Origin of the sequence: Proteus sp. STS61-E, from assembly GCF_040932335.1 — a bacterium.
Classification (GTDB): Bacteria; Pseudomonadota; Gammaproteobacteria; order Enterobacterales; family Enterobacteriaceae; genus Proteus; species Proteus mirabilis_B.
In genome coordinates, this window is record NZ_JBFQGE010000007.1 from 208,340 (window position 1) to 229,218 (window position 20,879).

At 38.5% G+C, this 20,879-nt stretch carries 17 protein-coding genes and 1 tRNA gene; 11 read left to right on the forward strand and 7 right to left on the reverse strand.

Going from position 1 to position 20,879, the window contains the following annotated elements; all coding sequences use genetic code 11:
- Nucleotides 1–126: 126 nt before the first annotated feature.
- Both glyS and glyQ read right to left on the reverse strand, forming a co-directional pair.
- Entirely contained in the window at nucleotides 127–2,199 is a 2,073-nt protein-coding gene (gene glyS, locus AB4J89_RS16060; protein WP_368469918.1) for a glycine--tRNA ligase subunit beta, read from the reverse strand.
- Between the two features lie 9 nt (nucleotides 2,200–2,208).
- Entirely contained in the window at nucleotides 2,209–3,114 is a 906-nt protein-coding gene (glyQ, locus tag AB4J89_RS16065; protein WP_004246832.1) for a glycine--tRNA ligase subunit alpha, read from the reverse strand.
- 238 nt (nucleotides 3,115–3,352) lie between these two features.
- On the opposite strand from glyQ, the gene AB4J89_RS16070 reads away from it, so the two are divergent.
- On the forward strand, nucleotides 3,353–3,937 hold the full coding sequence (locus tag AB4J89_RS16070) for a DNA-3-methyladenine glycosylase I (RefSeq protein ID WP_368469921.1): 585 nt from the start codon (nucleotides 3,353–3,355) through the stop codon (nucleotides 3,935–3,937).
- A 170-nt stretch (nucleotides 3,938–4,107) separates the two neighbouring features.
- Nucleotides 4,108–5,367: a valine--pyruvate transaminase gene (locus tag AB4J89_RS16075; protein WP_088494345.1), complete on the forward strand. Its 1,260-nt coding sequence runs from the start codon at nucleotides 4,108–4,110 to the stop codon at nucleotides 5,365–5,367.
- Between the two features lie 265 nt (nucleotides 5,368–5,632).
- Here the strand turns inward: AB4J89_RS16075 and AB4J89_RS16080 are convergent, their stop codons facing one another.
- On the reverse strand, nucleotides 5,633–7,291 hold the full coding sequence (locus AB4J89_RS16080) for a putative transporter (protein WP_368469923.1): 1,659 nt from the start codon (nucleotides 7,289–7,291) through the stop codon (nucleotides 5,633–5,635).
- Between the two features lie 390 nt (nucleotides 7,292–7,681).
- Here AB4J89_RS16080 and AB4J89_RS16085 point away from each other — a divergent pair, with 390 nt between their 5' ends.
- Nucleotides 7,682–8,017, forward strand: a complete 336-nt coding sequence (locus AB4J89_RS16085) for a YceK/YidQ family lipoprotein (protein WP_088494347.1) — start codon at nucleotides 7,682–7,684, stop codon at nucleotides 8,015–8,017.
- A 62-nt stretch (nucleotides 8,018–8,079) separates the two neighbouring features.
- On the opposite strand, the gene AB4J89_RS16090 is transcribed toward AB4J89_RS16085, so the two are convergent.
- On the reverse strand, nucleotides 8,080–8,385 hold the full coding sequence (locus AB4J89_RS16090) for a DUF5339 family protein (RefSeq protein ID WP_088494348.1): 306 nt from the start codon (nucleotides 8,383–8,385) through the stop codon (nucleotides 8,080–8,082).
- A 298-nt stretch (nucleotides 8,386–8,683) separates the two neighbouring features.
- Here AB4J89_RS16090 and AB4J89_RS16095 point away from each other — a divergent pair.
- From AB4J89_RS16095 to AB4J89_RS16130, 8 genes are all read left to right on the forward strand, one after another.
- Nucleotides 8,684–8,760 (forward strand) — tRNA-Pro (locus AB4J89_RS16095).
- Between the two features lie 862 nt (nucleotides 8,761–9,622).
- Complete coding sequence (dppA, locus tag AB4J89_RS16100) at nucleotides 9,623–11,230, forward strand: dipeptide ABC transporter periplasmic-binding protein DppA (protein WP_088494349.1); 1,608 nt, start codon at nucleotides 9,623–9,625, stop codon at nucleotides 11,228–11,230.
- A gap of 165 nt (nucleotides 11,231–11,395) precedes the next feature.
- Nucleotides 11,396–12,415, forward strand: a complete 1,020-nt coding sequence (gene dppB, locus AB4J89_RS16105) for a dipeptide ABC transporter permease DppB (protein WP_088494350.1) — start codon at nucleotides 11,396–11,398, stop codon at nucleotides 12,413–12,415.
- Nucleotides 12,416–12,426: 11 nt separating this feature from the next.
- The gene (gene dppC / locus AB4J89_RS16110) at nucleotides 12,427–13,329 is read left to right on the forward strand and encodes a dipeptide ABC transporter permease DppC (protein ID WP_088494351.1); all 903 of its coding nucleotides are present in this window, start codon (nucleotides 12,427–12,429) and stop codon (nucleotides 13,327–13,329) included.
- Between the two features lie 12 nt (nucleotides 13,330–13,341).
- Nucleotides 13,342–14,325 (forward strand): dipeptide ABC transporter ATP-binding protein, encoded by a 984-nt coding sequence (gene dppD, locus AB4J89_RS16115; RefSeq protein WP_194951381.1) that lies wholly within the window; start codon nucleotides 13,342–13,344, stop codon nucleotides 14,323–14,325.
- A complete protein-coding gene (gene dppF, locus AB4J89_RS16120; protein WP_088494353.1) occupies nucleotides 14,318–15,319 on the forward strand; it encodes a dipeptide ABC transporter ATP-binding subunit DppF in 1,002 nt (333 codons plus the stop codon). The genes dppD and dppF overlap by 8 nt, the downstream gene beginning before the upstream one ends.
- Nucleotides 15,320–15,840: 521 nt before the next feature.
- Entirely contained in the window at nucleotides 15,841–16,551 is a 711-nt protein-coding gene (locus AB4J89_RS16125) for a HAMP domain-containing protein (protein WP_088494354.1), read from the forward strand.
- Nucleotides 16,552–16,725: 174 nt separating this feature from the next.
- The gene (locus tag AB4J89_RS16130) at nucleotides 16,726–18,198 is read left to right on the forward strand and encodes an insulinase family protein (protein WP_088494355.1); all 1,473 of its coding nucleotides are present in this window, start codon (nucleotides 16,726–16,728) and stop codon (nucleotides 18,196–18,198) included.
- Nucleotides 18,199–18,362: 164 nt separating this feature from the next.
- On the opposite strand, the gene AB4J89_RS16135 is transcribed toward AB4J89_RS16130, so the two are convergent.
- From AB4J89_RS16135 to yhjD, 3 genes are all read right to left on the reverse strand, one after another.
- The gene (locus tag AB4J89_RS16135) at nucleotides 18,363–19,373 is read right to left on the reverse strand and encodes a serine hydrolase domain-containing protein (RefSeq protein WP_368469928.1); all 1,011 of its coding nucleotides are present in this window, start codon (nucleotides 19,371–19,373) and stop codon (nucleotides 18,363–18,365) included.
- A 79-nt stretch (nucleotides 19,374–19,452) separates the two neighbouring features.
- Complete coding sequence (locus tag AB4J89_RS16140) at nucleotides 19,453–19,662, reverse strand: 2-hydroxymuconate tautomerase family protein (RefSeq protein ID WP_006534633.1); 210 nt, start codon at nucleotides 19,660–19,662, stop codon at nucleotides 19,453–19,455.
- Nucleotides 19,663–19,731: 69 nt separating this feature from the next.
- Nucleotides 19,732–20,751 carry an inner membrane protein YhjD gene (gene yhjD, locus AB4J89_RS16145; RefSeq protein ID WP_088494357.1) on the reverse strand — a complete coding sequence of 340 codons (1,020 nt, stop codon included), beginning with the start codon at nucleotides 20,749–20,751 and terminating at the stop codon, nucleotides 19,732–19,734.
- Nucleotides 20,752–20,879: the final 128 nt, after the last annotated feature.

The window sequence follows — 20,879 nt, forward strand, 5'->3', positions numbered from 1 at the left end:
ATGGTAAATTTTACCACTATAATTTTCTATGTAAATAAATCTTTTTTATGTCAATCCTATTAAAAATGAACAAAAAAACCGGCATTGCTTTCACAATGCCGGTTTCTGTTTTCTGGGGTTTACAACTTATTGTAAAACAGAAATATCCGCGACTTTTAAGAACAGTTCACGCAATTGGCTCAACATGGTTAAACGGTTGATACGAACTGCTTCGTCTTCATCCATTACCATGACTTTATCAAAGAAGTTATTGACCACATCACGTAATGAGGCAAGTTCAACTAATGCTTCTTGGTATTTGCGCTCTGCAAATAATGGTGCCAATTTATCTTGTAATACAGAAAGATTAGCCGCTAGTTGAACTTCTTCTGGTGCTTTTAAGACGGAAGCTAAAACAGTGTCATTCAGTTTTACATCAGCGGATTTTGCTAAGATGTTAGAAACACGTTTATTGGCTTCTGCTAATGCAGAGGCTTCGTCTAATGTGCGGAAGTAAGTTACTGCTTTAACGCGAGCATTGAAGTCAGCAGGTTGTGTTGGGCGACGTGCTAATACAGCTTGAATAGTATCAATGCTGTAACCCAGTTCTTGATACCAAGAACGGAAACGACCTAACATAAACTCAACCACATCACTGACCACATTTTTGTTGGTCAGTTTGTCACCATAAAGGCGAACCGCTTCTTGTGTTAATTCTTCAATATCTAACGGTAAGTCTTGCTCAACGATAATACGTAAAACACCCAGTGATGCGCGACGTAGAGCAAATGGGTCTTTATCCCCTTTAGGATGTTGACCAATACCGAAAATACCCGCAAGTGTATCCATCTTCTCTGCAATAGCGAGGGCGCTAGCAACAGGATTAGAAGGTAATTCATCACCCGCGAAACGAGGCTGATATTGTTCTTTCAATGCAACCGCGACTTCTTCGGCTTCACCATCATGACGCGCATAATACATACCCATAACACCTTGGGTATCTGTGAATTCGAACACCATGTTGGTCATTAAGTCACATTTTGACAGTAAACCTGCACGGGTTGCTTTATTAACATCAGCACCCATTTTGCCAGCAATAAAGCCAGCTAATGCTTGAATACGGTCTGTTTTATCACGCAGTGTGCCTAAATCTTTCTGGAATAATACGGTTTCAAGGCGTGGTAAGTTATCTTCTAAACGTTGTTTACGGTCAGTTTTGAAGAAGAACTCAGCATCAGCTAAACGAGGACGCACTACTTTTTCGTTACCGCTAATGATCTGTTGTGGATCAGAAGATTCAATATTAGTGACAAAAATAAAGTTAGGTAATAATTTGCCTTGCTTGTCATAAACAGGGAAGTATTTTTGGTCACCTTTCATGGTATAAACCAGTGCTTCAGCAGGAACTTCAAGGAATTTTTCCTCAAATTTTGCTGTTAACACAACTGGCCATTCAACCAATGAAGTGACTTCTTCGACTAAGCTATCGCTTAAATCTGCGATACCGCCAAGTTTTTCAGCAGCAAGACGAGCATCATGAAGAATAATTGATTTACGTGTTTCGTAATCAGCAATAACTTTTCCGCGCTCATAAAGAATTTCAGGATACTGATCTGCATTATCAATAGTGAATTCAGCTTCACCCATAAAGCGGTGACCACGAATAATGCGATCGCTTTGGATACCTAAAATTTCACCATCAATAACGGTATCACCTAATAATAAGGTGACGGTATGAACAGGGCGTACAAAGTGAGTTTCTTTATCACCCCAGCGCATTAATTTTGGAATTGGTAATTTTGATAATGCATTGCTTACCATGCCAATCAGTAATTGGTTAACAGCTTCACCTTTTACTTCTGCACGATAAAATAACCATTCGCCTTTATCTGTTGATAAGCGCTCTGCTTGGTCAACAGTAATGCCATTACCTCTTGCCCAACCTTCAGCCGCTTTTGTCGGTTTACCGTCAGCGTCAAATGCTTGAGCAATCGCAGGACCACGTTTTTCAATGGTTCTATCTGCTTGTGATTTCGCCATATTAACCACTTTAATGGCTAAACGGCGAGGAGCTGCAAACCAAGATACATCACCATGAGTGATATTTGCGTTATCCAGTTCAGCAGTAAAATTAGCAGCAAAAGATTCGGCTAAAGAACGAAGCGCTTTCGGCGGTAATTCTTCTGTGCCGATTTCCACGAGGAAAGTCTCAGTTGTCATGATAGCCTCTTACTTTTTACACATAGGGAAACCAAGCGCTTCACGAGAAGCATAATATGCTTCAGCAACCGCTTTGGTTAAAGTACGGATACGTAAAATATAACGCTGGCGCTCTGTCACAGAGATAGCTTTACGTGCATCCAATAAGTTAAAGGTGTGTCCTGCTTTTAAAATACGTTCATAGGCAGGTAAAGGCAGAGGTTTTTCTAACTCTAACAACTCACGAGCTTCTTTTTCATATTGCTCAAAGCAAGAGAACAGGAAGTCTACGTCGGCGTATTCAAAGTTATAGGTTGATTGCTCAACTTCGTTTTGATGATAGATATCGCCATAGGTGGTTTTACCTAATGGACCATCACACCAAACTAAGTCATAAACGCTATCAACACCTTGAATATACATGGCAAGACGTTCTAAGCCGTAAGTGATTTCACCCGTAACAGGCTTGCATTCTAATCCACCGACTTGTTGGAAATAGGTAAACTGCGTCACTTCCATGCCGTTGAGCCAAACTTCCCAGCCTAAGCCCCAAGCACCTAAAGTTGGGTTTTCCCAGTTATCTTCCACAAAACGAATATCATGAATTGTTGGGTCTAAACCTAATTCTCTTAATGAGCCAAGATAAAGTTCCTGAATATTATCAGGTGATGGCTTAATGATAACTTGGAATTGGTAATAGTGCTGTAAGCGGTTAGGGTTTTCACCGTAACGTCCATCTGTTGGACGACGAGAAGGCTGTACATAAGCCGCAGCGATAGGCTCTGGGCCTAATGCACGTAAACAAGTCATTGGGTGTGATGTGCCCGCACCCACTTCCATATCTAATGGTTGGACAATGGTACAGCCCTGGCGAGCCCAGTAATCCTGTAGTGTCAGGATAAGACCTTGAAAGGTTTTGGTATCAAACTTTTGCATGTTATATCCGCATGGCGATACATAGAATAAAAAGAAAGGTTTCAGTATACCTTCTAGACGAAAGATATACAGCAAGGAATGCGGGCAATTTTCCCTCGATCAAAAAAATAATCCCTTAATTGACTTTATGACTATGCTCAAAGAATTAGATTGAATTTTTTTTCACCTATTTACATGTATATTTATACAGTATATAAAATGGTGCTATTACAAGTTATTGGTAACAAGGAATGAGAAAATGAATAAACAGCGTTGCGATTGGGTAACCAGTGATCCTGAATATTTGGCATATCATGATGATGAGTGGGGTAAACCTGAACGAGATAAATACAAGCTTTTCGAAATGATCTGTCTTGAAGGTCAACAAGCTGGGTTATCTTGGTATACCGTACTTAAAAAAAGAGAAGGTTACCGCCGCTGTTTTTTTAATTTTTCACCCGAAAAAATTGCCAAAATGACAGATAAGGATGTTGAAGCTTTATTGCAAGATCCCGCAATTATTCGTCATCAAGGAAAAATTAACGCCATTATTAATAACGCCCGTATTTTCATGGCAATGGAAGAACAAGGTGAAGATTTTAGTCAGTTTATTTGGCAATTTGTTGATAATAAACCCATTATTAATCAGTGGAGCGATATATCTCAAGTACCTGCATCTACTGAAATCTCAGATAAAATGGCAAAAACGTTAAAGAAAAAAGGCTTTAAATTTGTTGGTACAACAACGTGCTACGCATTTATGCAAGCCGTTGGTATGGTAAATGACCATATTCTCTCTTGTTTTTGTCGCCAAGAAGGGAGTGAAAACGCCAATAAAAAGTAAAATATGAGTTGAGTTATCTTTAATCGAGAGTGTTATTGGCTTTATATTTCAATATTTAAAATCATATTAATATTACTATTCTATCATTTCGATTATAACTATTGATGCAGGTTAAAGCTCGCGGTATGGTATTTCTTAACGAGAAAGCAACATAGAAGATACCTGCAAAGATGACTCAACTATCACAATTTGGGCAAAAATTTGCTCAGCACTCAGGCATTGCTCGCTTGATGCAAGACTTAAATGAAGGAATACGTACACCCGGTGCGGTGATGCTAGGGGGCGGAAATCCTGCTCATATTCCTGAAATGGATAACTATTTTCGTCAATTACTTAAAGAGATGACCGAAAATGGCTCATTAAGTGATGCGGTTTGTAACTATGATGGTCCGCAAGGCAAAGATGCCATGTTACAAGCGTTGGCGGCATGTTTAAAAGAGAAGCTAGGCTGGAATATTTCGGCAAAAAATATTGCACTAACTAATGGCAGTCAAAGTGCTTTTTTCTACCTATTTAATTTATTAGGTGGCACAACCAAAGATGGAAAGAAACGTAAAATTCTTTTCCCAATTGCCCCTGAATATATTGGTTATACTGATTCTGGATTAGAAGAAGATCTGTTTGTTGCGAATAAGCCAACAATAGAAATGTTGCCGAATGGACAATTTAAATATCATGTCGATTTTGCTCATCTTGAAATTGGTGATGACATTGCCGCTATTTGTGTTTCTAGACCAACCAATCCAACAGGTAATGTAATTACTGACGATGAAGTTGAAAAGCTAGAGGCTTTAGCTAAACGGCACAATATCCCTCTGATTATAGATAATGCTTACGGTGTTCCTTTTCCGGGTATTATTTTCACTCAAGCAACACCTCGTTGGAATGACAACACTATCCTTTGTATGAGTCTGTCTAAGTTAGGCCTACCGGGAGCACGTTGTGGCATTATTATCGCCAATGAAGCGCTGATTTCAGCTATTACAAATGTTAACGGTATTATTAGTCTCGCGCCCGGTGGAATTGGACCTGCAATGGCATTAGAAATGCTAAAACGCGATGATTTAATGCGGTTATCTCAAGATGTGATAGGCCCCTTTTATCATCAACGAGTACTTGAAACTATTAATATTATCCGCCGCTACTTACCTGAAGAGCGTTGTCTTATTCATAAGCCGGAAGGTGCGATCTTTTTATGGCTTTGGTTTAAAGATTTACCTGTTTCTTGTGAAGAGCTTTACCGTCGTTTGAAAAAACGTGGTGTATTAATGGTGCCGGGACATTACTTCTTTCCAGGATTAGAAGATTCATGGGATCATGCTCATCAATGTATGCGGATGAATTACGTGCCAGAGCCTGAATTGATTGAGAAAGGAATAAAAATTCTGGCTGAAGAAATCGAGAACATCTATCAGCCAGTGAATATCTAATAAAAATGCCCCTTCAGCGAGAAGAAGGGGCAAAGACAATAACGAGGACTTTTGAGCATAAGTTTGACGGAAAGAAATTGATTACTAAAAATTTAGCAATCCGTCTCAATCTAAATTTCTTAGCACGAGAACTATTAAAACAGACATTTATAAAATCTATGGCTTAAATAAGAGCCATTCATTGCCTTAATTATCCCTCTGCTAAGCCAAATGTGGATTTTTATAACAAATTTGGTTCAACTATTTAATATATTTATTATTTTTACTACAAAGTCCATATAATAAGTGCCATTAATTGTGGTGTTATGATGCGTAAAAACATTGCTAAAGGATAAACTGTGGCATAGGAAAGCGCGGCGGCCCCACTTGAGCTATGAATTGAGTTTGCGAAGGCTAATGCAGGGGGATCGGTCATTGAACCAGCCAACATTCCGCAGAGGCTTAAATAATTAAGCTTAAAGAAGACTCTGGCAATCACACCGACAATCAATAACGGTAATAATGTAATCAAAATACCATAACCAATCCAACTCAAGCCTTGACCGTAAATTAATGTTTCGACAAATTCACCGCCAGAGTTTAGCCCTACCACAGCAAGAAACATGACAATACCTAGCTCTCGCAATGCCAAGTTTGCACTTGGAGGCATAAACCAATAGAGCTTACCAAATGTACCAATACGTCCTAAAATTAAGGCAACAACAAGAGGACCACCAGCTAAACCTAATTTAAGTGCCACAGGAATACCGGGAATAAAAATAGGAATAGAGCCAAGTAGAACCCCTAAGCCGATACCAATAAAGACAGGAAGCATTTGGACTTGTTCTAATTTCTGACGGGCGTTACCTAACAGAACTGTAATGGCTTCAATAGATTCAGGGCGTCCAACAACATTAAGAATATCCCCGAATTGCAACATACTATTATTACTTGGAATAAGTTCGATACCTGCGCGGTTCAATCGAGTCACTACAACATCGTATTTTCTTTTAAGATCCAGATCTTTTAAACGTTTACTGAGCACGGAATCATTCGTTACAACGACTCGTACTGATTGAAGTAAATTTGTTGATGTTGAAAGTGAAGCATCGACCTCTTCACCAAGTATTAGGCGAACTTTATTGAGATCTTCTTTTGAACCGACAATATGGAGTAAATCCCCTAACTGAATAATTGTTGATGGCATTGGTACCATAATGTTATCTCCACGTTTTAAGCGGGAGCAGACGATGGCATCTTCATTGAGCAGAGGAATATCTTGCATTAATAAGCCATCTAAATTGGGGTTTTTAATCGCAATATTAATGGTATGTAGTGTATCTTTAGTGCTGTGTTGTTGGTTACTAAAGGCTTTGGCTTCTTCATCAATGTTGATTTTAAAGAACACACGAATAAGCCACATTACGAGTAGAATGCCACAGATACCCATAGGATAAGCCATGGCATAGCCCATTCCCATTTGTCCCACAGAAGTTGGGTCAACATGCAGATCCGTCAGTATTTGTTGCCCAGCACCCAAAGAAGGCGTGTTGGTAACAGCACCAGAAAAAATACCCAAAATAATAGGTAAAGGAACGTCAAATAGACGATAAATAGAAGCGGTTATGATGGAGCCAAGAAGAATAATTAAGATGGCGAAGGCGTTTAGTTTTAAGCCTGAAACACGTAGTGAGGAGAAAAAACCCGGACCGACTTGGATACCAATAGTATAAACAAAAAGAATAAGCCCAAATTCTTGAATAAAATGAAGAGTTTGTGCATTAAGCGAAAAGTTATAATGCTGAGCAAAGTGGCCAATAATAATTCCACCAAAAAGAACACCACCTATCCCTAGGCTGACTCGATAGATTTTGATATTGCCAATCCAAAGACCTAGAGCGCCTGCTAATGACAACATCACCATTGTTAATGCAATATCACTCATAGAAAAGATCCTGTACCCAAAAATAAAAATGAGAAAATTTGAGCTAAAACGATAAACCTATTTTGGCAAAGAATAATGAAAGTCGCTGTGTCTTATCGCACAGATCTAGCATATATAGAGATAAAACAAACAAGAAAGATAAATATAAAGCTAAAATGTTTATTTAAAATAATGAAGGTTGAATTTTAATATCATGGAAACATAATAATTAATAATATTATTATGCTTTTTAAAATTAGATAAAGTGAAACTTTTTCACGCGAGACTTATTTATTTAATAACTAAAAAATTAAGCTTTTTTATATCATCTTTCTCTTGTCCTGTAAGAGAAAACAGGTTTAACTATATGATAAAAAGCGTTGACTACGGATCTCGTTTTATAGGTGCCCTATGATATTCAGAACGACAAGTAAAAATTTAACATTAGTCACATTTTTGACGACATTACTGACAGGTTGCTCAAGTGTTATGACTCATGCTGGTCCGAATAAAGAACTTTATTCAGGGACAAAAAATAACATGACAATGCTAAAAGATGATGAAACTGGATGGGCAATGAAACCATTGGTTATTCTCGATCTTCCTTTTAGTGCCGTATTAGATACTTTATTATTACCTTATGATTATTATACTCAGGGTGATGATAAAAGTGATAATTCACCTAAAGAACGCATAAAAAGATTGGAAAGTACAACTGCGAATAATAATCATGAAAATAAGAATTAATATCAAATTAATGACTAAATAATAAATAAGTAATTATATTTAGTCATTATCTGTTTATTTGATTATTTATTTAGTACCGTTTCTTCTTTAGGTCCAAACATTTTATTCAAACTATTAAGCTCTTGCATTTCCTTGTCACATATTACTTTTTGTTCTGACAGAGGCGCTGTCATTATCTGCTTTTTGCTTTGCTCGAAGTTAGCCTTAATCTCCGGCATATTATGTTTTAGATCTTCTCTTTGAGAAATGTACTGAATAAATCTATCCGCTTCTTTAAAGTACACTCGGCAAGCATGAACTGTAGATGCTTGAGCTGGAAGTGTGGTTGACAATAAAAGTAATGCGACACCCCACCAACGTTGTTTCATTCTCTAAACTACCTACCTTATTTGACATAAGGGAATTATATAAAAAGCACACTAATTAGACGATAATAATTAAGAATAAATTTGTTATTTTTTTTCATTTTTTATGGGTAACGTAAAGAAAGCCATAGTAAAACGAAGATAGACAGGTAAGCTTGTTACAATAACGCTAAAATTCACCTCTTTTTATGATAAAAAAGTTAAAAATCAACCGTTTTGGTTGAAAACCATACGAACAGTCAGGAGATACTAAAAAAGTATTGACGGAGTGGGCTTCAGGCAGTAAGATGCACCTCGTTTTCGGCGAGTAGCGCAGCCTGGTAGCGCAACTGGTTTGGGACCAGTGGGTCGGAGGTTCGAATCCTCTCTCGCCGACCATATTAAGAAACCCCGCTTTTAAAGCGGGGTTTTGTCGTTTTAGCCTTACCAAAAATACCTCACTCTTATTTTTGATTTCACCATAAAGGGTGTTTTCTCTCGATCAACCTTACTTCTATCTCATCTCTATTTACATTCCAAATTCCCATACAGTTCAGAAACAGAAGATCGTGGAAATATTTTCCAAATCAAGATAAATATTGGCTAAAAATGCAGTAGGTTTCGCTGATCTATAAAGTCGTTTAGGCATTAAATTATTTTAGAAATTTTTTAATGAACAACCTAAAGATGTCTGTAAATTTTCTTTCAATGCCACTTTTTATGGGCGATAGAACTTCTGGTAATGTTTAAAGAATATAAATTTTTCACTATGAAAGAATTAAAATCATTAATAACAGACTGAATTTCATGGTCTTATCTAGTTAAGTGATTTGCTAAGAGGTAAAAATTGATACTTTTCACTCTATTTGCTTGATTAAAACTAAAATCAGTATCCTCTAGTAAGATAATTATTTTTCTTCCATAACAGAATAAAGCGCCAAGTTCTTTGTTTCATTTCAAAATATTCGTTCAATATTTAAGCGGTTAATCACAAATTATGGCTTTTTTTAAAATAGTCATTTTACTTAAGGATTCCTTAATGTGTGGTTTTATTGACTAGATATTAGTCAGAGACTTATTTTTTTATTCTGAGTTTGTTCAATATTTGTTTCATTTGTGTTTATAACGAGTTCTTTTTACCTTCTAACACCTTATTGACGTAAGGGGATACAGTTGGTTAATTGAACAATGACAAAATAAAAAGGTATTCCGTTTTTAAACAGGAAACCAAAACACAACAGAACAATTTCGGAGAGTAATGATGAAAAGCTCCAAAAAACAGACAGGAATTTTGACCGCTACAATTGGATTGCTCGCATTAGCTGTTTCTGCGGGTGTACAGGCAAAAACATTGGTGTATTGCTCTGAAGGCTCACCTGAAGGATTTAACCCTCAGTTATTTACCTCTGGAACAACCTATGACGCAAGTTCAGTGCCTATTTATGACCGTTTAGTTGAATTTAAACTGGGTACAACAGAAATCATTCCAGGCTTAGCTGAAAGTTGGGATGTGAGCGATGATGGTAAAGTGTATACCTTCCATTTACGTAAAGGCGTGAATTGGCATAATAGTAAAACCTTTAAGCCAACACGTGAATTTAATGCGGATGACGTGATGTACACGTTTATGCGTCAAATGGACCCGAAACATCCTTACCATAAAGTGTCTGGCGGAAGTTATGAATACTTCTCCGGAATGGATATGAACAACATGATCGAGAAAATCGAGAAGGTTGATGATCATACCGTTCGTTTTGTTTTGACGCGTTCAGAAGCCCCTTTTATTGCTGACATGGCAATGGACTTTGCTTCTATATTATCCGCTGAATATGCGGATAACATGATGAAAGCAGGTACACCTGAAAAAGTGGACTTAGATCCTATCGGCACAGGGCCTTTCCAATTACAGCAATATCAGAAAGACTCTCGTATTCTTTATAAAGCTAATGACCAATATTGGGGTAAAAAACCAGATATTGATCGTTTAGTCTTCTCTATTACACCTGATGCCTCTGTACGATATGCAAAACTGCAAAAAGGCGAGTGTCAGGCAATGCCTTTCCCAAATCCTGCTGATATTGCGAAGATGAAACAAAATAGCGATATCAATCTATTAGAACAACCGGGCTTAAACGTGGGTTATATCTCTTTTAACGTTGAGAAAAAACCACTGGATAACCAAAAGGTTCGCCAAGCATTAAGTATGGCGGTAAATAAAGACGCCATTATTGAAGCTGTTTATCAAGGCGCAGGCCAGAAAGCGAAAAACCTCATTCCTCCTACAATGTGGGGTTATAACGACGATATCGTCGATTACGAATATAACCCTGAAAAAGCCAAAGCGCTGCTAAAAGAAGCGGGTCTTGCAGATGGCTTTACTATCGATTTATGGGCAATGCCAGTACAGCGCCCTTATAATCCAAATGCCCGCCGTATGGCTGAAATGGTACAAGCGGATTGGGAAAAAATTGGTGTTAAAACCAAGATTGTAAGTTACGAGTGGGGCGAATACCTCAAACGTGCTAAATCTGGTGAACACCAAGCAGTGATGATGGGTTGGACGGGGGATAATGGGGACCCAGATAACTTCTTTGCTACGCTATTTAGTTGTGCCGCAAAAGAGCAAGGATCTAACTATTCAAAATGGTGCTATAAGCCATTCGAAGATCTGATCCAACCTGCTCGAGTCGCAGCCGATCACGACAAGCGTGTTGAACTCTACAAACAAGCTCAAGTTGTTATGCATGATCAAGCACCCGCACTGATTATTGCTCACTCGACCGTTTATGAACCTGTGAGTAAAAAAGTAGAAAACTATGTGGTTGATCCGTTAGGCAAACATCACTTCGAGAATGTCTCTCTTAAATAATAGCAATACCTAATCGTTGGATTGCCTTAAGTACGGTGTCTTTCTTTATGAAAGGCACCGCTATTCAATAATAACGAATACATTCAGTACACTGTGGGCGCAGGGGACTTTCCCCTGATTTATCAGCGCTATCTTTTAGCTGATGTTTGAAAAGAGAATTAGGATATGCTGCAATTTATCCTTCAACGTTTGGGACTTGTGATCCCTACGTTTATCGGAATTACATTACTGACGTTTATTTTCGTCCATCTTATTCCCGGTGATCCGGTAATGATTATGGCGGGTGAGCGTGGCCTTTCTCCAGAGCGTCATGCTTATTTAATGGCAGAGTTGGGGCTGGATAAGCCTTTATGGCAACAATATATCAATTACCTAAATGGCATTCTTCATGGTGATTTGGGTATCTCATTAAAAAGTCGCATTCCTGTATGGGATGAATTTTTACCTCGCTTTAAAGCCACTTTAGAACTTGGCGTTTGCGCCATGATTTTTGCGGTTTCAGTTGGGATACCTGTTGGTGTTTTAGCTGCGGTAAAACGTGGGTCTATCTTTGATCATACTGCGATTAGTGTGTCCTTAGCAGGTTACTCCATGCCAATTTTCTGGTGGGGGATCATGTTAATCATGTTAGTGTCTGTAAAATTAGACCTAACTCCTGTCTCTGGGCGTCTCGCTGATAGTGTCTTTTTAGATGACAGTAATCCACTTACTGGGTTTATGCTGATTGATACTTTTTTTTGGGGTGAGGAAGGGGATTTCTTAGATGCCGTTCATCACATCATTTTACCTGCCATTGTATTAGGAACCATTCCTTTAGCGGTTATCGTGCGTATGACGCGCTCTTCGATGCTTGAAGTATTAGGCGAAGATTATATTCGTACTGCAAGAGCAAAAGGTTTAAGCCGTGCTCGCGTCATTCTTATCCACGCATTACGTAATGCGATGTTGCCTGTTGTCACCGTTATTGGATTACAAGTCGGGACAATGCTGGCAGGTGCAATCTTAACAGAAACCATTTTCTCATGGCCGGGATTAGGACGCTGGTTGATTGATGCTTTACAGCGACGTGACTACCCCGTTGTTCAAGGTGGTGTGCTTTTAATTGCAACGATGATTATCTTCGTCAATCTGTTGGTTGATGTTCTTTATGGCATTGTGAATCCTCGTATTCGCCATAAAAAATAAGGAATGCATAAATGACTGAAAATAAAGTAACACCGGTCATCAGTGCACCGGCTCCCATGACGCCCTTTCAAGAATTTTGGCACTACTTTAAACAAAATAAAGGTGCCGTAGTTGGGTTAATCTATATTGTAATTATGTTGCTTATTGCAGCACTTGCAGGTTTTCTTGCGCCTCATGCCCCCAATGAGCAATTTCGAGATTTCTTATTGGCACCTCCTGTTTGGCAAGAAGGTGGAAGCTGGCAATTTATTCTAGGTACAGATGATGTTGGCCGCGATATTCTTTCGCGCTTAATGTTTGGTGCTCGCCTTTCGTTATTGGTGGGCTGTATCGTTGTTGTGTTATCACTTATTTTAGGGATCATTCTAGGGCTGGCTGCGGGTTACTTCGGTGGTCTTGTGGATATCGGCATTATGCGTGTTGTCGACATCATGCTGGCATTACCAAGTTTATTATTGGCGTTAGTATTGGTCGCTATTTTTGGTCCCTCTATTGTTAATGCTTCTATCGCATTAACTTTTGTTGCCTTGCCGCATTATGTTCGACTGACTCGTGCTGCTGTTTTAATTGAAGTTAACCGTGACTATGTGATTGCTTCTCGTGTTGCGGGCGCAGGTTCAATGCGTCAGATGTTTATTAATATCTTACCTAACTGCCTTGCACCTTTAATTGTTCAAGCCTCTTTAGGTTTTTCTAATGCAATCTTAGATATGGCGGCATTGGGCTTTTTAGGTATGGGCGCGCAACCACCAACACCTGAATGGGGGACCATGTTATCTGATGTGTTGCAGTTTACACAAAGCGCATGGTGGGTTGTGACGTTTCCTGGTCTGGCGATTTTGTTTACCGTATTAGCCTTTAACTTAATGGGTGATGGTTTACGAGATGCGCTTGATCCGAAATTAAAGCAGTAACGGAGTAAGAACATGGCATTACTAAATATTAATCAACTATCTGTTCACTTTGGTGATGAAGATACTCCGTTTAAAGCGGTAGACCGAATTAGCTATCAGGTTGAAGAAGGGCAAGTGGTCGGCATTGTAGGGGAATCTGGTTCAGGTAAATCTGTTAGCTCGTTGGCGATTATGGGGCTTATTGATTTTCCGGGACGAGTGAGTGCACAAGAGCTCTATTTTGATGGTAGAGATCTTATGAAAATCTCTGAATCAGAACGACGCAATTTGGTTGGTGCTGATGTTGCGATGATTTTCCAAGATCCAATGACAAGCCTGAATCCTTGCTTTACGGTTGGCTATCAAATTATGGAAGCGTTAAAAGTCCATCAGGGTGGAAGTCGTAAAACACGTAAACAACGTGCTATTGATCTCTTAACGCTGGTGGGTATCCCTGATCCGGCTTCTCGCTTAGATGTTTATCCACACCAGCTTTCAGGGGGAATGAGTCAGCGTGTTATGATCGCAATGGCGATCGCTTGCCGCCCTAAATTATTGATTGCTGATGAACCGACCACTGCGCTGGATGTGACTATTCAGGCACAAATCATAGAGCTTTTGCTCGACTTACAAAAACAAGAAAATATGGCACTAGTGTTGATCACTCATGATCTCGCATTAGTGGCCGAAGCCGCAGATACTATTATTGTGATGTATGCGGGGCAAGTCGTGGAATCAGGAAAAGCATCAGAAATTTTTAAAGCGCCTCGCCATCCTTATACTCAAGCATTATTAAGAGCACTCCCAGAGTTCGCGAGTAATAAAGCACGATTAGCATCACTACCGGGCGTTGTACCGGGACGTTATGATCGACCAACAGGTTGTTTACTTAATCCACGTTGCCCATATGCTCATGATGAATGTTATAAGATTGAGCCTGAATTAAAAGAACTAGGAACGCACCGTGTGAAATGTCATACACCGCTAGATAATGCAGGGAGACCTACCCATGGCTGAAGTTAATCCCAATGTATCAACGCCCCTATTAAAAGCGGTTAATTTAGCGAAGTATTACAGCGTAAAAGGCGGGCTTTTCTCAAAAGAGAGAACGGTTAAAGCCCTTGATGGTGTCTCTTTTGAATTAGAGCGCGGTAAAACTTTGGCTGTTGTTGGTGAATCGGGATGTGGCAAATCCACATTAGGTCGATTATTAACGATGATTGAGATCCCTACTTCCGGTGAGCTTTCTTATCGTGGGCAAAATTTGTTAATTAAAGATAAATCGGCTGAGAAGTTACGTCGCCAGAAGATCCAAATTGTATTTCAAAATCCTTATGGATCATTGAACCCGCGTAAAAAAGTGGGGCAAATTTTAGAAGAGCCTCTATTGATCAATACAACACTGAATGCCTCTGAGCGTAAAGAAAAAGTATTATCAATGATGGCTAAAGTTGGATTAAAAACAGAACATTATAGCCGATACCCACATATGTTTTCTGGTGGTCAACGTCAGCGTATTGCTATTGCGCGTGGCTTGATGCTTGATCCAGATATTGTGGTAGCGGATGAACCGGTTTCTGCACTGGATGTATCAGTTCGTGCCCAAGTACTGAATTTAATGATGGATCTGCAACAAGATATGGGGCTTTCTTATGTTTTTATTTCCCATGATCTTTCGGTTGTTGAGCATATCGCCGATGAAGTTATTGTAATGTATTTAGGGCGTTGTGTAGAAAAAGGAACAAAAGCACAAATTTTTGAAAATCCACAGCACCCTTATACGCAGGCATTATTATCAGCAACACCTAGATTGACGCCTGAATTAAGACGAGAGCGCATTAAATTGACGGGCGAATTACCAAGCCCATTAAATCCGCCACCGGGTTGTGCTTTTGCTGCTCGTTGTCGTCGTGCATTTGGACCATGTAGTCAATTACAGCCAACATTAAAAGAGTATGACGGTCAGCTTATTGCTTGTTTTGCCGTGGAGCAAGATAACGCAATAGTTTAAATAAACTCATCTCATTAAATAAGAGCAATATATTGATTTATATTGTTCTTATTTTTTCATTAATAATATTTAATTAATCTTAACTAAATAATCTAATAATGATTTGATAGATATCAAATATTATATTTATGTGAATTTTTTAAAATATAAACTTCAACGATATTAAAGGGGAATAATATTTTCCATTAAGAAATATACTGTGCTTAGAATTGTTTTTTAACTCTGGATTAAGGGTTTAATAGTGTTTAATTTTATATGCTCTGGTGTTTTTTAGTGAATTGTATCTTTTCATTAATATAAAGTAGATTTGTTGTAAATAACAAAGAGAGTAAGATTTTATTTTTATTTTACTATTTTTATATTATAACTATACTCAAATAATAATAATTATATATTTATCTACTTTCATTTTAATGGATAGGCGCTTTTTATAACGTTATTTTCTTTATTGAGAGTGATACATAATCACAAAAATACAGTATAATCACTCTGATCAGACATGTATATTGGAAATAGCAACGATGAAACCTCATCTTAAACATTCATTAACAATAAAACAGATGGCCGCTGTTGCGGGCGTTACGTTGGTGACTATTGCTATTTTTATCAGTATTCAACTTGTTTATTTGATAGATCAACGTCGTGAAGATTATCAAAATCAGCTTTTTAATGCCGGTGTAAGTATCCAGCAACCACTCGCTGATGCATTGTTACGGTCAGATTTGAACGATGCTAAACAACAGATAGTTGCACTAAAAGCAACGGGGATTTTGGGTAAAGCGATTGTCATGCAACCCGAGAATGTGCAAGTAATGAATTTAGATTTTGCACCTAAAAAAGAAGTCTCTGAATTTTCAAGTTGGCTTTTTGGTATTCCCGTTGAAGCTGTTATTCCTTTACAGCCATTAGGTATTACTTCAACAGATGATAAGTCCTATAGTGGTCATCTCATTTTGCAGGCTGACACAAACCGTTTTTATCGTTTTGCCAGTAATACTGTTGCATTGATGCTAACAACATATCTGTTGATGGGGCTTATTCTGACGGTTGCTATTAGTTGGTGTATTAATCGTATTGTTGTAAAACCTTTACGCCAAATCGCCGTCACCCTCAATAAAGATAGCCAAGTTTCAGCGTTATCTTGTCCAAAATCACATTGTGATGATGAGATTGGTTTGCTGGTTAAAGGATATAATCATCAAAAATCTGATCAAAAATTGCCGAAGGTCTGAACCTTCTTACGCCATAATGAGTCTAATCACTATAGTGATTTCATTTCATGTTTCTGTGGTGATAAAGAATGATAATACAAAAAATAGACATCCAACATCTAACATGTCTTTTGGCACTTATTGTTAAACCTCATAAGTGGTTTAATACCAAGGATTAATACAACAGAGGTTCACATGCAGGGTGTAATGACACGAATTTTATTGGGAAGCGTTATGTTCGGCGCTGTTGTTTGCCAAGTTCAAGCAGAGGCTTTACAGCCTGATCCGGCTTGGCAAGAAGGGCGACTAGCAAATGGCTTTCAGTGGCAAATCTTACAAACACCGCAACGCCCAAATGATAGAATACAGATCCGTTTATTAGTCAATACGGGGTCTTTATCGGAAAAAAGCAGTGAAACGGGTTTTTCATCCTTGGTGTCCAAACTCAACGTTTTGGAAAATACAGGTTTAACGCCAGAAAAACGCGATAATCTATGGAAAAATGCGTTAGATCCTGACTATCCGTTACCTCCAATGATCGTTTCATACGATTTTACTGTTTATAATCTAAGTTTACCGAACAACCAGCCTGAGCTGTTAAAGGATGCTTTTGCATTATTAGCAGGTATTGCTAAACCTGCACAATATACAGAAAATGCAGTTCGTAACGCAGTTCAATCTCCACTTCCGATTGCAACATTTCCTCTTAATATTGAAGATCCTATCTGGCGCTCACGTCTTGAAGGTTCTAATTTAAAAGGTCACAATCCGGGCAAACCCGTTAATCAATCTGTAAATACTAAAGAGTTGTCGGATTACCAACAGCGTTGGTATACCCCAGATATGATGACGCTTTATGTTGCAGGTAATGTTGATAATCGAGTATTGACTGAAAGTATTAATCAGGCTTTTTCATCTCTATCAGGAAAACGTGTAACACCAGTTCCAGTCCCTATTCTTGCTGATATGAAACCTGAAACGCTATATGTGCAAGAACCTATGCGTGCAAAAGACCAGATTGCTTTAATTTGGGATTTAGATTGGTCGCCAGTAAAAGACTCTGACACGTTAAATAAATATTGGTTAAGTGATTTAGCTCGTGAAGTAATTTTTGTACATTTAGGTCGTAGTCTTGAACAACGCAAAGAAAACGACAGCACTCAAATTAACATTGATTGCCGAGTACAATATCAGCGTGCAAGTTGTTCTTTAAATCTTGATACTGCCACAGCACACATTCCTGCATTAGCATCATGGGTAGGAGAAGAATTAGGTCGCTTGCGTAACCAAGGTATTAGCGATGAGTTGTACCAAGAGCTTCAACAAGAGAAACAACTTCAATTAACTCAGTTGTTTGCGCGTTATGCAAAAACCAGTACGGCTATTTTAATTAATCAGCGTCTGTTATCACAACAAAGCAATATTATTGATATTCCACCTGAACAATATCAGCGTTTACGCCAAGCATTTTTAGCCGGATTAACAAAAGAGACGTTAAATCAGGAACTTTCAAGAATTTTATCTGAAGATATTGCTTTTGTACTAACGCAAAGTGGTGAAACGCCAACCGTAAATCTAGGTGAGTTACGTATTCAATTTGAAAAGCAAGTTCATCCAGAAACGGCAAATACACCAGCTCCTGTTGCAACTAATGCTACACCAAAATAAAGCAGTTGAAACCCCTGCGGTAACAACTCCAGTGGTGGAAACAACACCGACGAAGAAATCGTAATAAAACAGAGATAGGCTGATATTGAAAAAATATCAGCCATAAAGCAAATAAAAAGCCAAAAGTGTTATCGATACACTTTTGGCTTTTTATTTGTTTGATCTTAAAGACGTTTAAACGCTTCTTTAATAATAGCTATCAAATCTTCACGGCTATTTCTCTGGGTTGTAAAACCTGCAATAGCAATCTGTTTTTCAGGTAAATAATAAGCTACCGAGCCCCAGTAACCAAGGTGATAGTAAAGTGTGCCTAGGCTAGTTTCTTCAGCCATTAAACCTAAACGGTAATTTGCAGCACCCGTGTGCGAGCCTTGCCATTTCATCTCTTTCAAGGTTGATGTATGCAAGTAAACTCGATCTTCGAAGAGATCAGCTGTAAATTCAGCTAATTCAAGGGTTGTCATCACAAGTCCGCCGCCACCAAAAGTGTCCATTGAAGGATCAATATGAGTACCTTCATGCTCACCTGTAAATTGTCTAGCGCGTGCTTTAGGGGGCTTAGGTTGTAGCTCCAAACCTTCCCACCATGTTTGTGGTAAATTTAAGTCTTGAAAATGCAATAATTCACGAACGGCGATGGCCATATTTTTTCTCATAAACTGAGAAAGAATATCACCTAACAAAATGTAGCCTGTATCTGAATAAATAAAGCGTTTTCCTGCTGGGATAATGGGAAAGCCTTGTTGAGCATAGCGTGCTATTTGTTCTTCTCGTGTCCATTTATGAGAGGGATCTTTAATCACCTCTTCAAGGTAGGCTTCATTTGCATGATCGAATAAACCACTACTGTGGCTTAATAAATGGCGTAGTGTAATGGTTTTGAGATCATACCCTAGCTCTAATAATGTCTGTTGATAATTAGCACTTAAATACTTAGTTATGTCATCATCAAGGGATAGAGCATCTTGTTCCCATAAACGTAAAAAAGCGGCAGCAAGAAAGGTTTTTGTATTACTAGCGATTCGAAAAGGCGTATCTACAGTTAATTTTTTCTGGGTACTTTCGTCAGCAAATCCGTGTGCCATACCAAAGGGGTATTGAATACCTGCACCTGTAATATAGATAGCACTTGCTGAAGGTAAGGCATGAAAAGCATCAGTCATTGATTGAACCATAGTTACTTCCTTATCTGTCAGGAAAATAAATCAGCAAAAAGGGTGTACTTGGCACCCTTTATTTATATTACAGAATTCTTTATTTACTTTTTGTTGCTGCTCGTAATTCTGTTACTGTTTTACCGCCTATTCCCCAGTTATCTGTTTCAACTTCATCAATTACCACAACAGTGGTTGCTGGGTTTTTGCCTAATACATCAACTAAAAGTTGTGTCGCGCCTGCAATAAGTTGCTCTTTTTGCTCTGCGGTTGCACCTTCGCGTGTAATTTTAATATTAACGTATGGCATTGTTTTTCCTTATTACGTTATTTATAGGCGGTTAATGCAGGGAATTAACCATATAGTTTTATCATAAAGTTAAGATGTTGATTGCGTTTCAGCCAACTGTTCTTTACGCATATTTGGGCCATCAGTAGCGATCCACGCGGCACAAAAGAGCGTTAATCGGGCAAAAAAGTAGAAAAAAGCCATTAAACCTATCACTGAACCAAATGCAGCACCTGATGGTGAGCTTGCGATTTTGGGTAGCATCCATGTCATTACCGATTTCAATATTTCAAAACCAATGGCAGCGATAAGAGTACCTTTAATAAGTGAAATACGCTTTGGTTGATGGCGAGGTAGGATCCACAATATCCATAAAAATAGTAAATAGTTTGCAGTAATAGAAATGGTTAAGCCGATTGTTGTCCATGCGGGGGTTAGCCATTCAATACCGTCTAATCCCAATGTATGAACAATCATCCTTTGGGCCGAACCTGCTACTGAAGTAAGCGTAATCGTGACAATTAACGCAAAAAGTAAGCCAATTAGCGCTAAAAAGTCACGAAAATAGCGGAAATAGATTTTTTCTTGCTCTTCTTTATTTCTTTCCCATACGGGACGAGATTGCGCCAAAATGGCTTGGCGTAAATTACCCACCCAATTGACACCAGAATAAAGTGCAATCGCTAAACCAGTTAAACCAACGGTTGTACGCTGGCGAACTGCGGTATCAATACTCTGTTGAACCGTGGATGCAAGCGTTGGATCATCAATACTATTTGCAACACCTGTAATTAATTTAGCGAGTAAATCTGGGTTTGAGGCTAAAACGAAACCCGCACAAGCAAAGGAGAGCATTAATACAGGGATTAATGATAAGAATGAAAAATAGGTAATAGCGGCACCAAACTGATTTCCCATTCTGTCAGTAAAGCGTTCGGCGGTGCGAATTAGATGTGCAATAAAAGGAATGTTAGTAATAAAATTACTGATTTTTATCCCAACACCAATGGCTTTCTTTCCGCCGTGAAGCCCTTTTTCCAGCCCTTTCTTGAGTGGCTGAGTCAGTTGAGTTTTTTCATTTTCTGTTTTGGGTTGCTGCTCTTCTGACATATATCCTCTTTAATTAGATCTGTCCATTTTTAATAACTGAGTGTCACTACTATAGTTTTCATTCAAAAATATCATAGCTTAATTTCTATTACACACCTTATGCTTATTGTAATTAGCCACTGATTTAG

What these genes read in the sequence shown, in the direction of transcription:
- dppB (WP_088494350.1), top strand. Translation starts at nt 11,396, where the DNA reads ATGCTGCAATTTATCCTTCAACGTTTGGGACTTGTGATCCCTACGTTT.
- glyQ (WP_004246832.1), bottom strand. Translation starts at nt 3,114, where the DNA reads ATGCAAAAGTTTGATACCAAAACCTTTCAAGGTCTTATCCTGACACTA.
- AB4J89_RS16125 (WP_088494354.1), top strand. Translation starts at nt 15,841, where the DNA reads ATGAAACCTCATCTTAAACATTCATTAACAATAAAACAGATGGCCGCT.
- dppC (WP_088494351.1), top strand. Translation starts at nt 12,427, where the DNA reads ATGACTGAAAATAAAGTAACACCGGTCATCAGTGCACCGGCTCCCATG.
- AB4J89_RS16080 (WP_368469923.1), bottom strand. Translation starts at nt 7,291, where the DNA reads ATGAGTGATATTGCATTAACAATGGTGATGTTGTCATTAGCAGGCGCT.
- AB4J89_RS16075 (WP_088494345.1), top strand. Translation starts at nt 4,108, where the DNA reads ATGACTCAACTATCACAATTTGGGCAAAAATTTGCTCAGCACTCAGGC.
- dppA (WP_088494349.1), top strand. Translation starts at nt 9,623, where the DNA reads ATGAAAAGCTCCAAAAAACAGACAGGAATTTTGACCGCTACAATTGGA.
- glyS (WP_368469918.1), bottom strand. Translation starts at nt 2,199, where the DNA reads ATGACAACTGAGACTTTCCTCGTGGAAATCGGCACAGAAGAATTACCG.
- AB4J89_RS16085 (WP_088494347.1), top strand. Translation starts at nt 7,682, where the DNA reads ATGATATTCAGAACGACAAGTAAAAATTTAACATTAGTCACATTTTTG.
- yhjD (WP_088494357.1), bottom strand. Translation starts at nt 20,751, where the DNA reads ATGTCAGAAGAGCAGCAACCCAAAACAGAAAATGAAAAAACTCAACTG.
- dppD (WP_194951381.1), top strand. Translation starts at nt 13,342, where the DNA reads ATGGCATTACTAAATATTAATCAACTATCTGTTCACTTTGGTGATGAA.
- AB4J89_RS16130 (WP_088494355.1), top strand. Translation starts at nt 16,726, where the DNA reads ATGCAGGGTGTAATGACACGAATTTTATTGGGAAGCGTTATGTTCGGC.
- AB4J89_RS16135 (WP_368469928.1), bottom strand. Translation starts at nt 19,373, where the DNA reads ATGGTTCAATCAATGACTGATGCTTTTCATGCCTTACCTTCAGCAAGT.
- AB4J89_RS16090 (WP_088494348.1), bottom strand. Translation starts at nt 8,385, where the DNA reads ATGAAACAACGTTGGTGGGGTGTCGCATTACTTTTATTGTCAACCACA.
- AB4J89_RS16140 (WP_006534633.1), bottom strand. Translation starts at nt 19,662, where the DNA reads ATGCCATACGTTAATATTAAAATTACACGCGAAGGTGCAACCGCAGAG.
- dppF (WP_088494353.1), top strand. Translation starts at nt 14,318, where the DNA reads ATGGCTGAAGTTAATCCCAATGTATCAACGCCCCTATTAAAAGCGGTT.
- AB4J89_RS16070 (WP_368469921.1), top strand. Translation starts at nt 3,353, where the DNA reads ATGAATAAACAGCGTTGCGATTGGGTAACCAGTGATCCTGAATATTTG.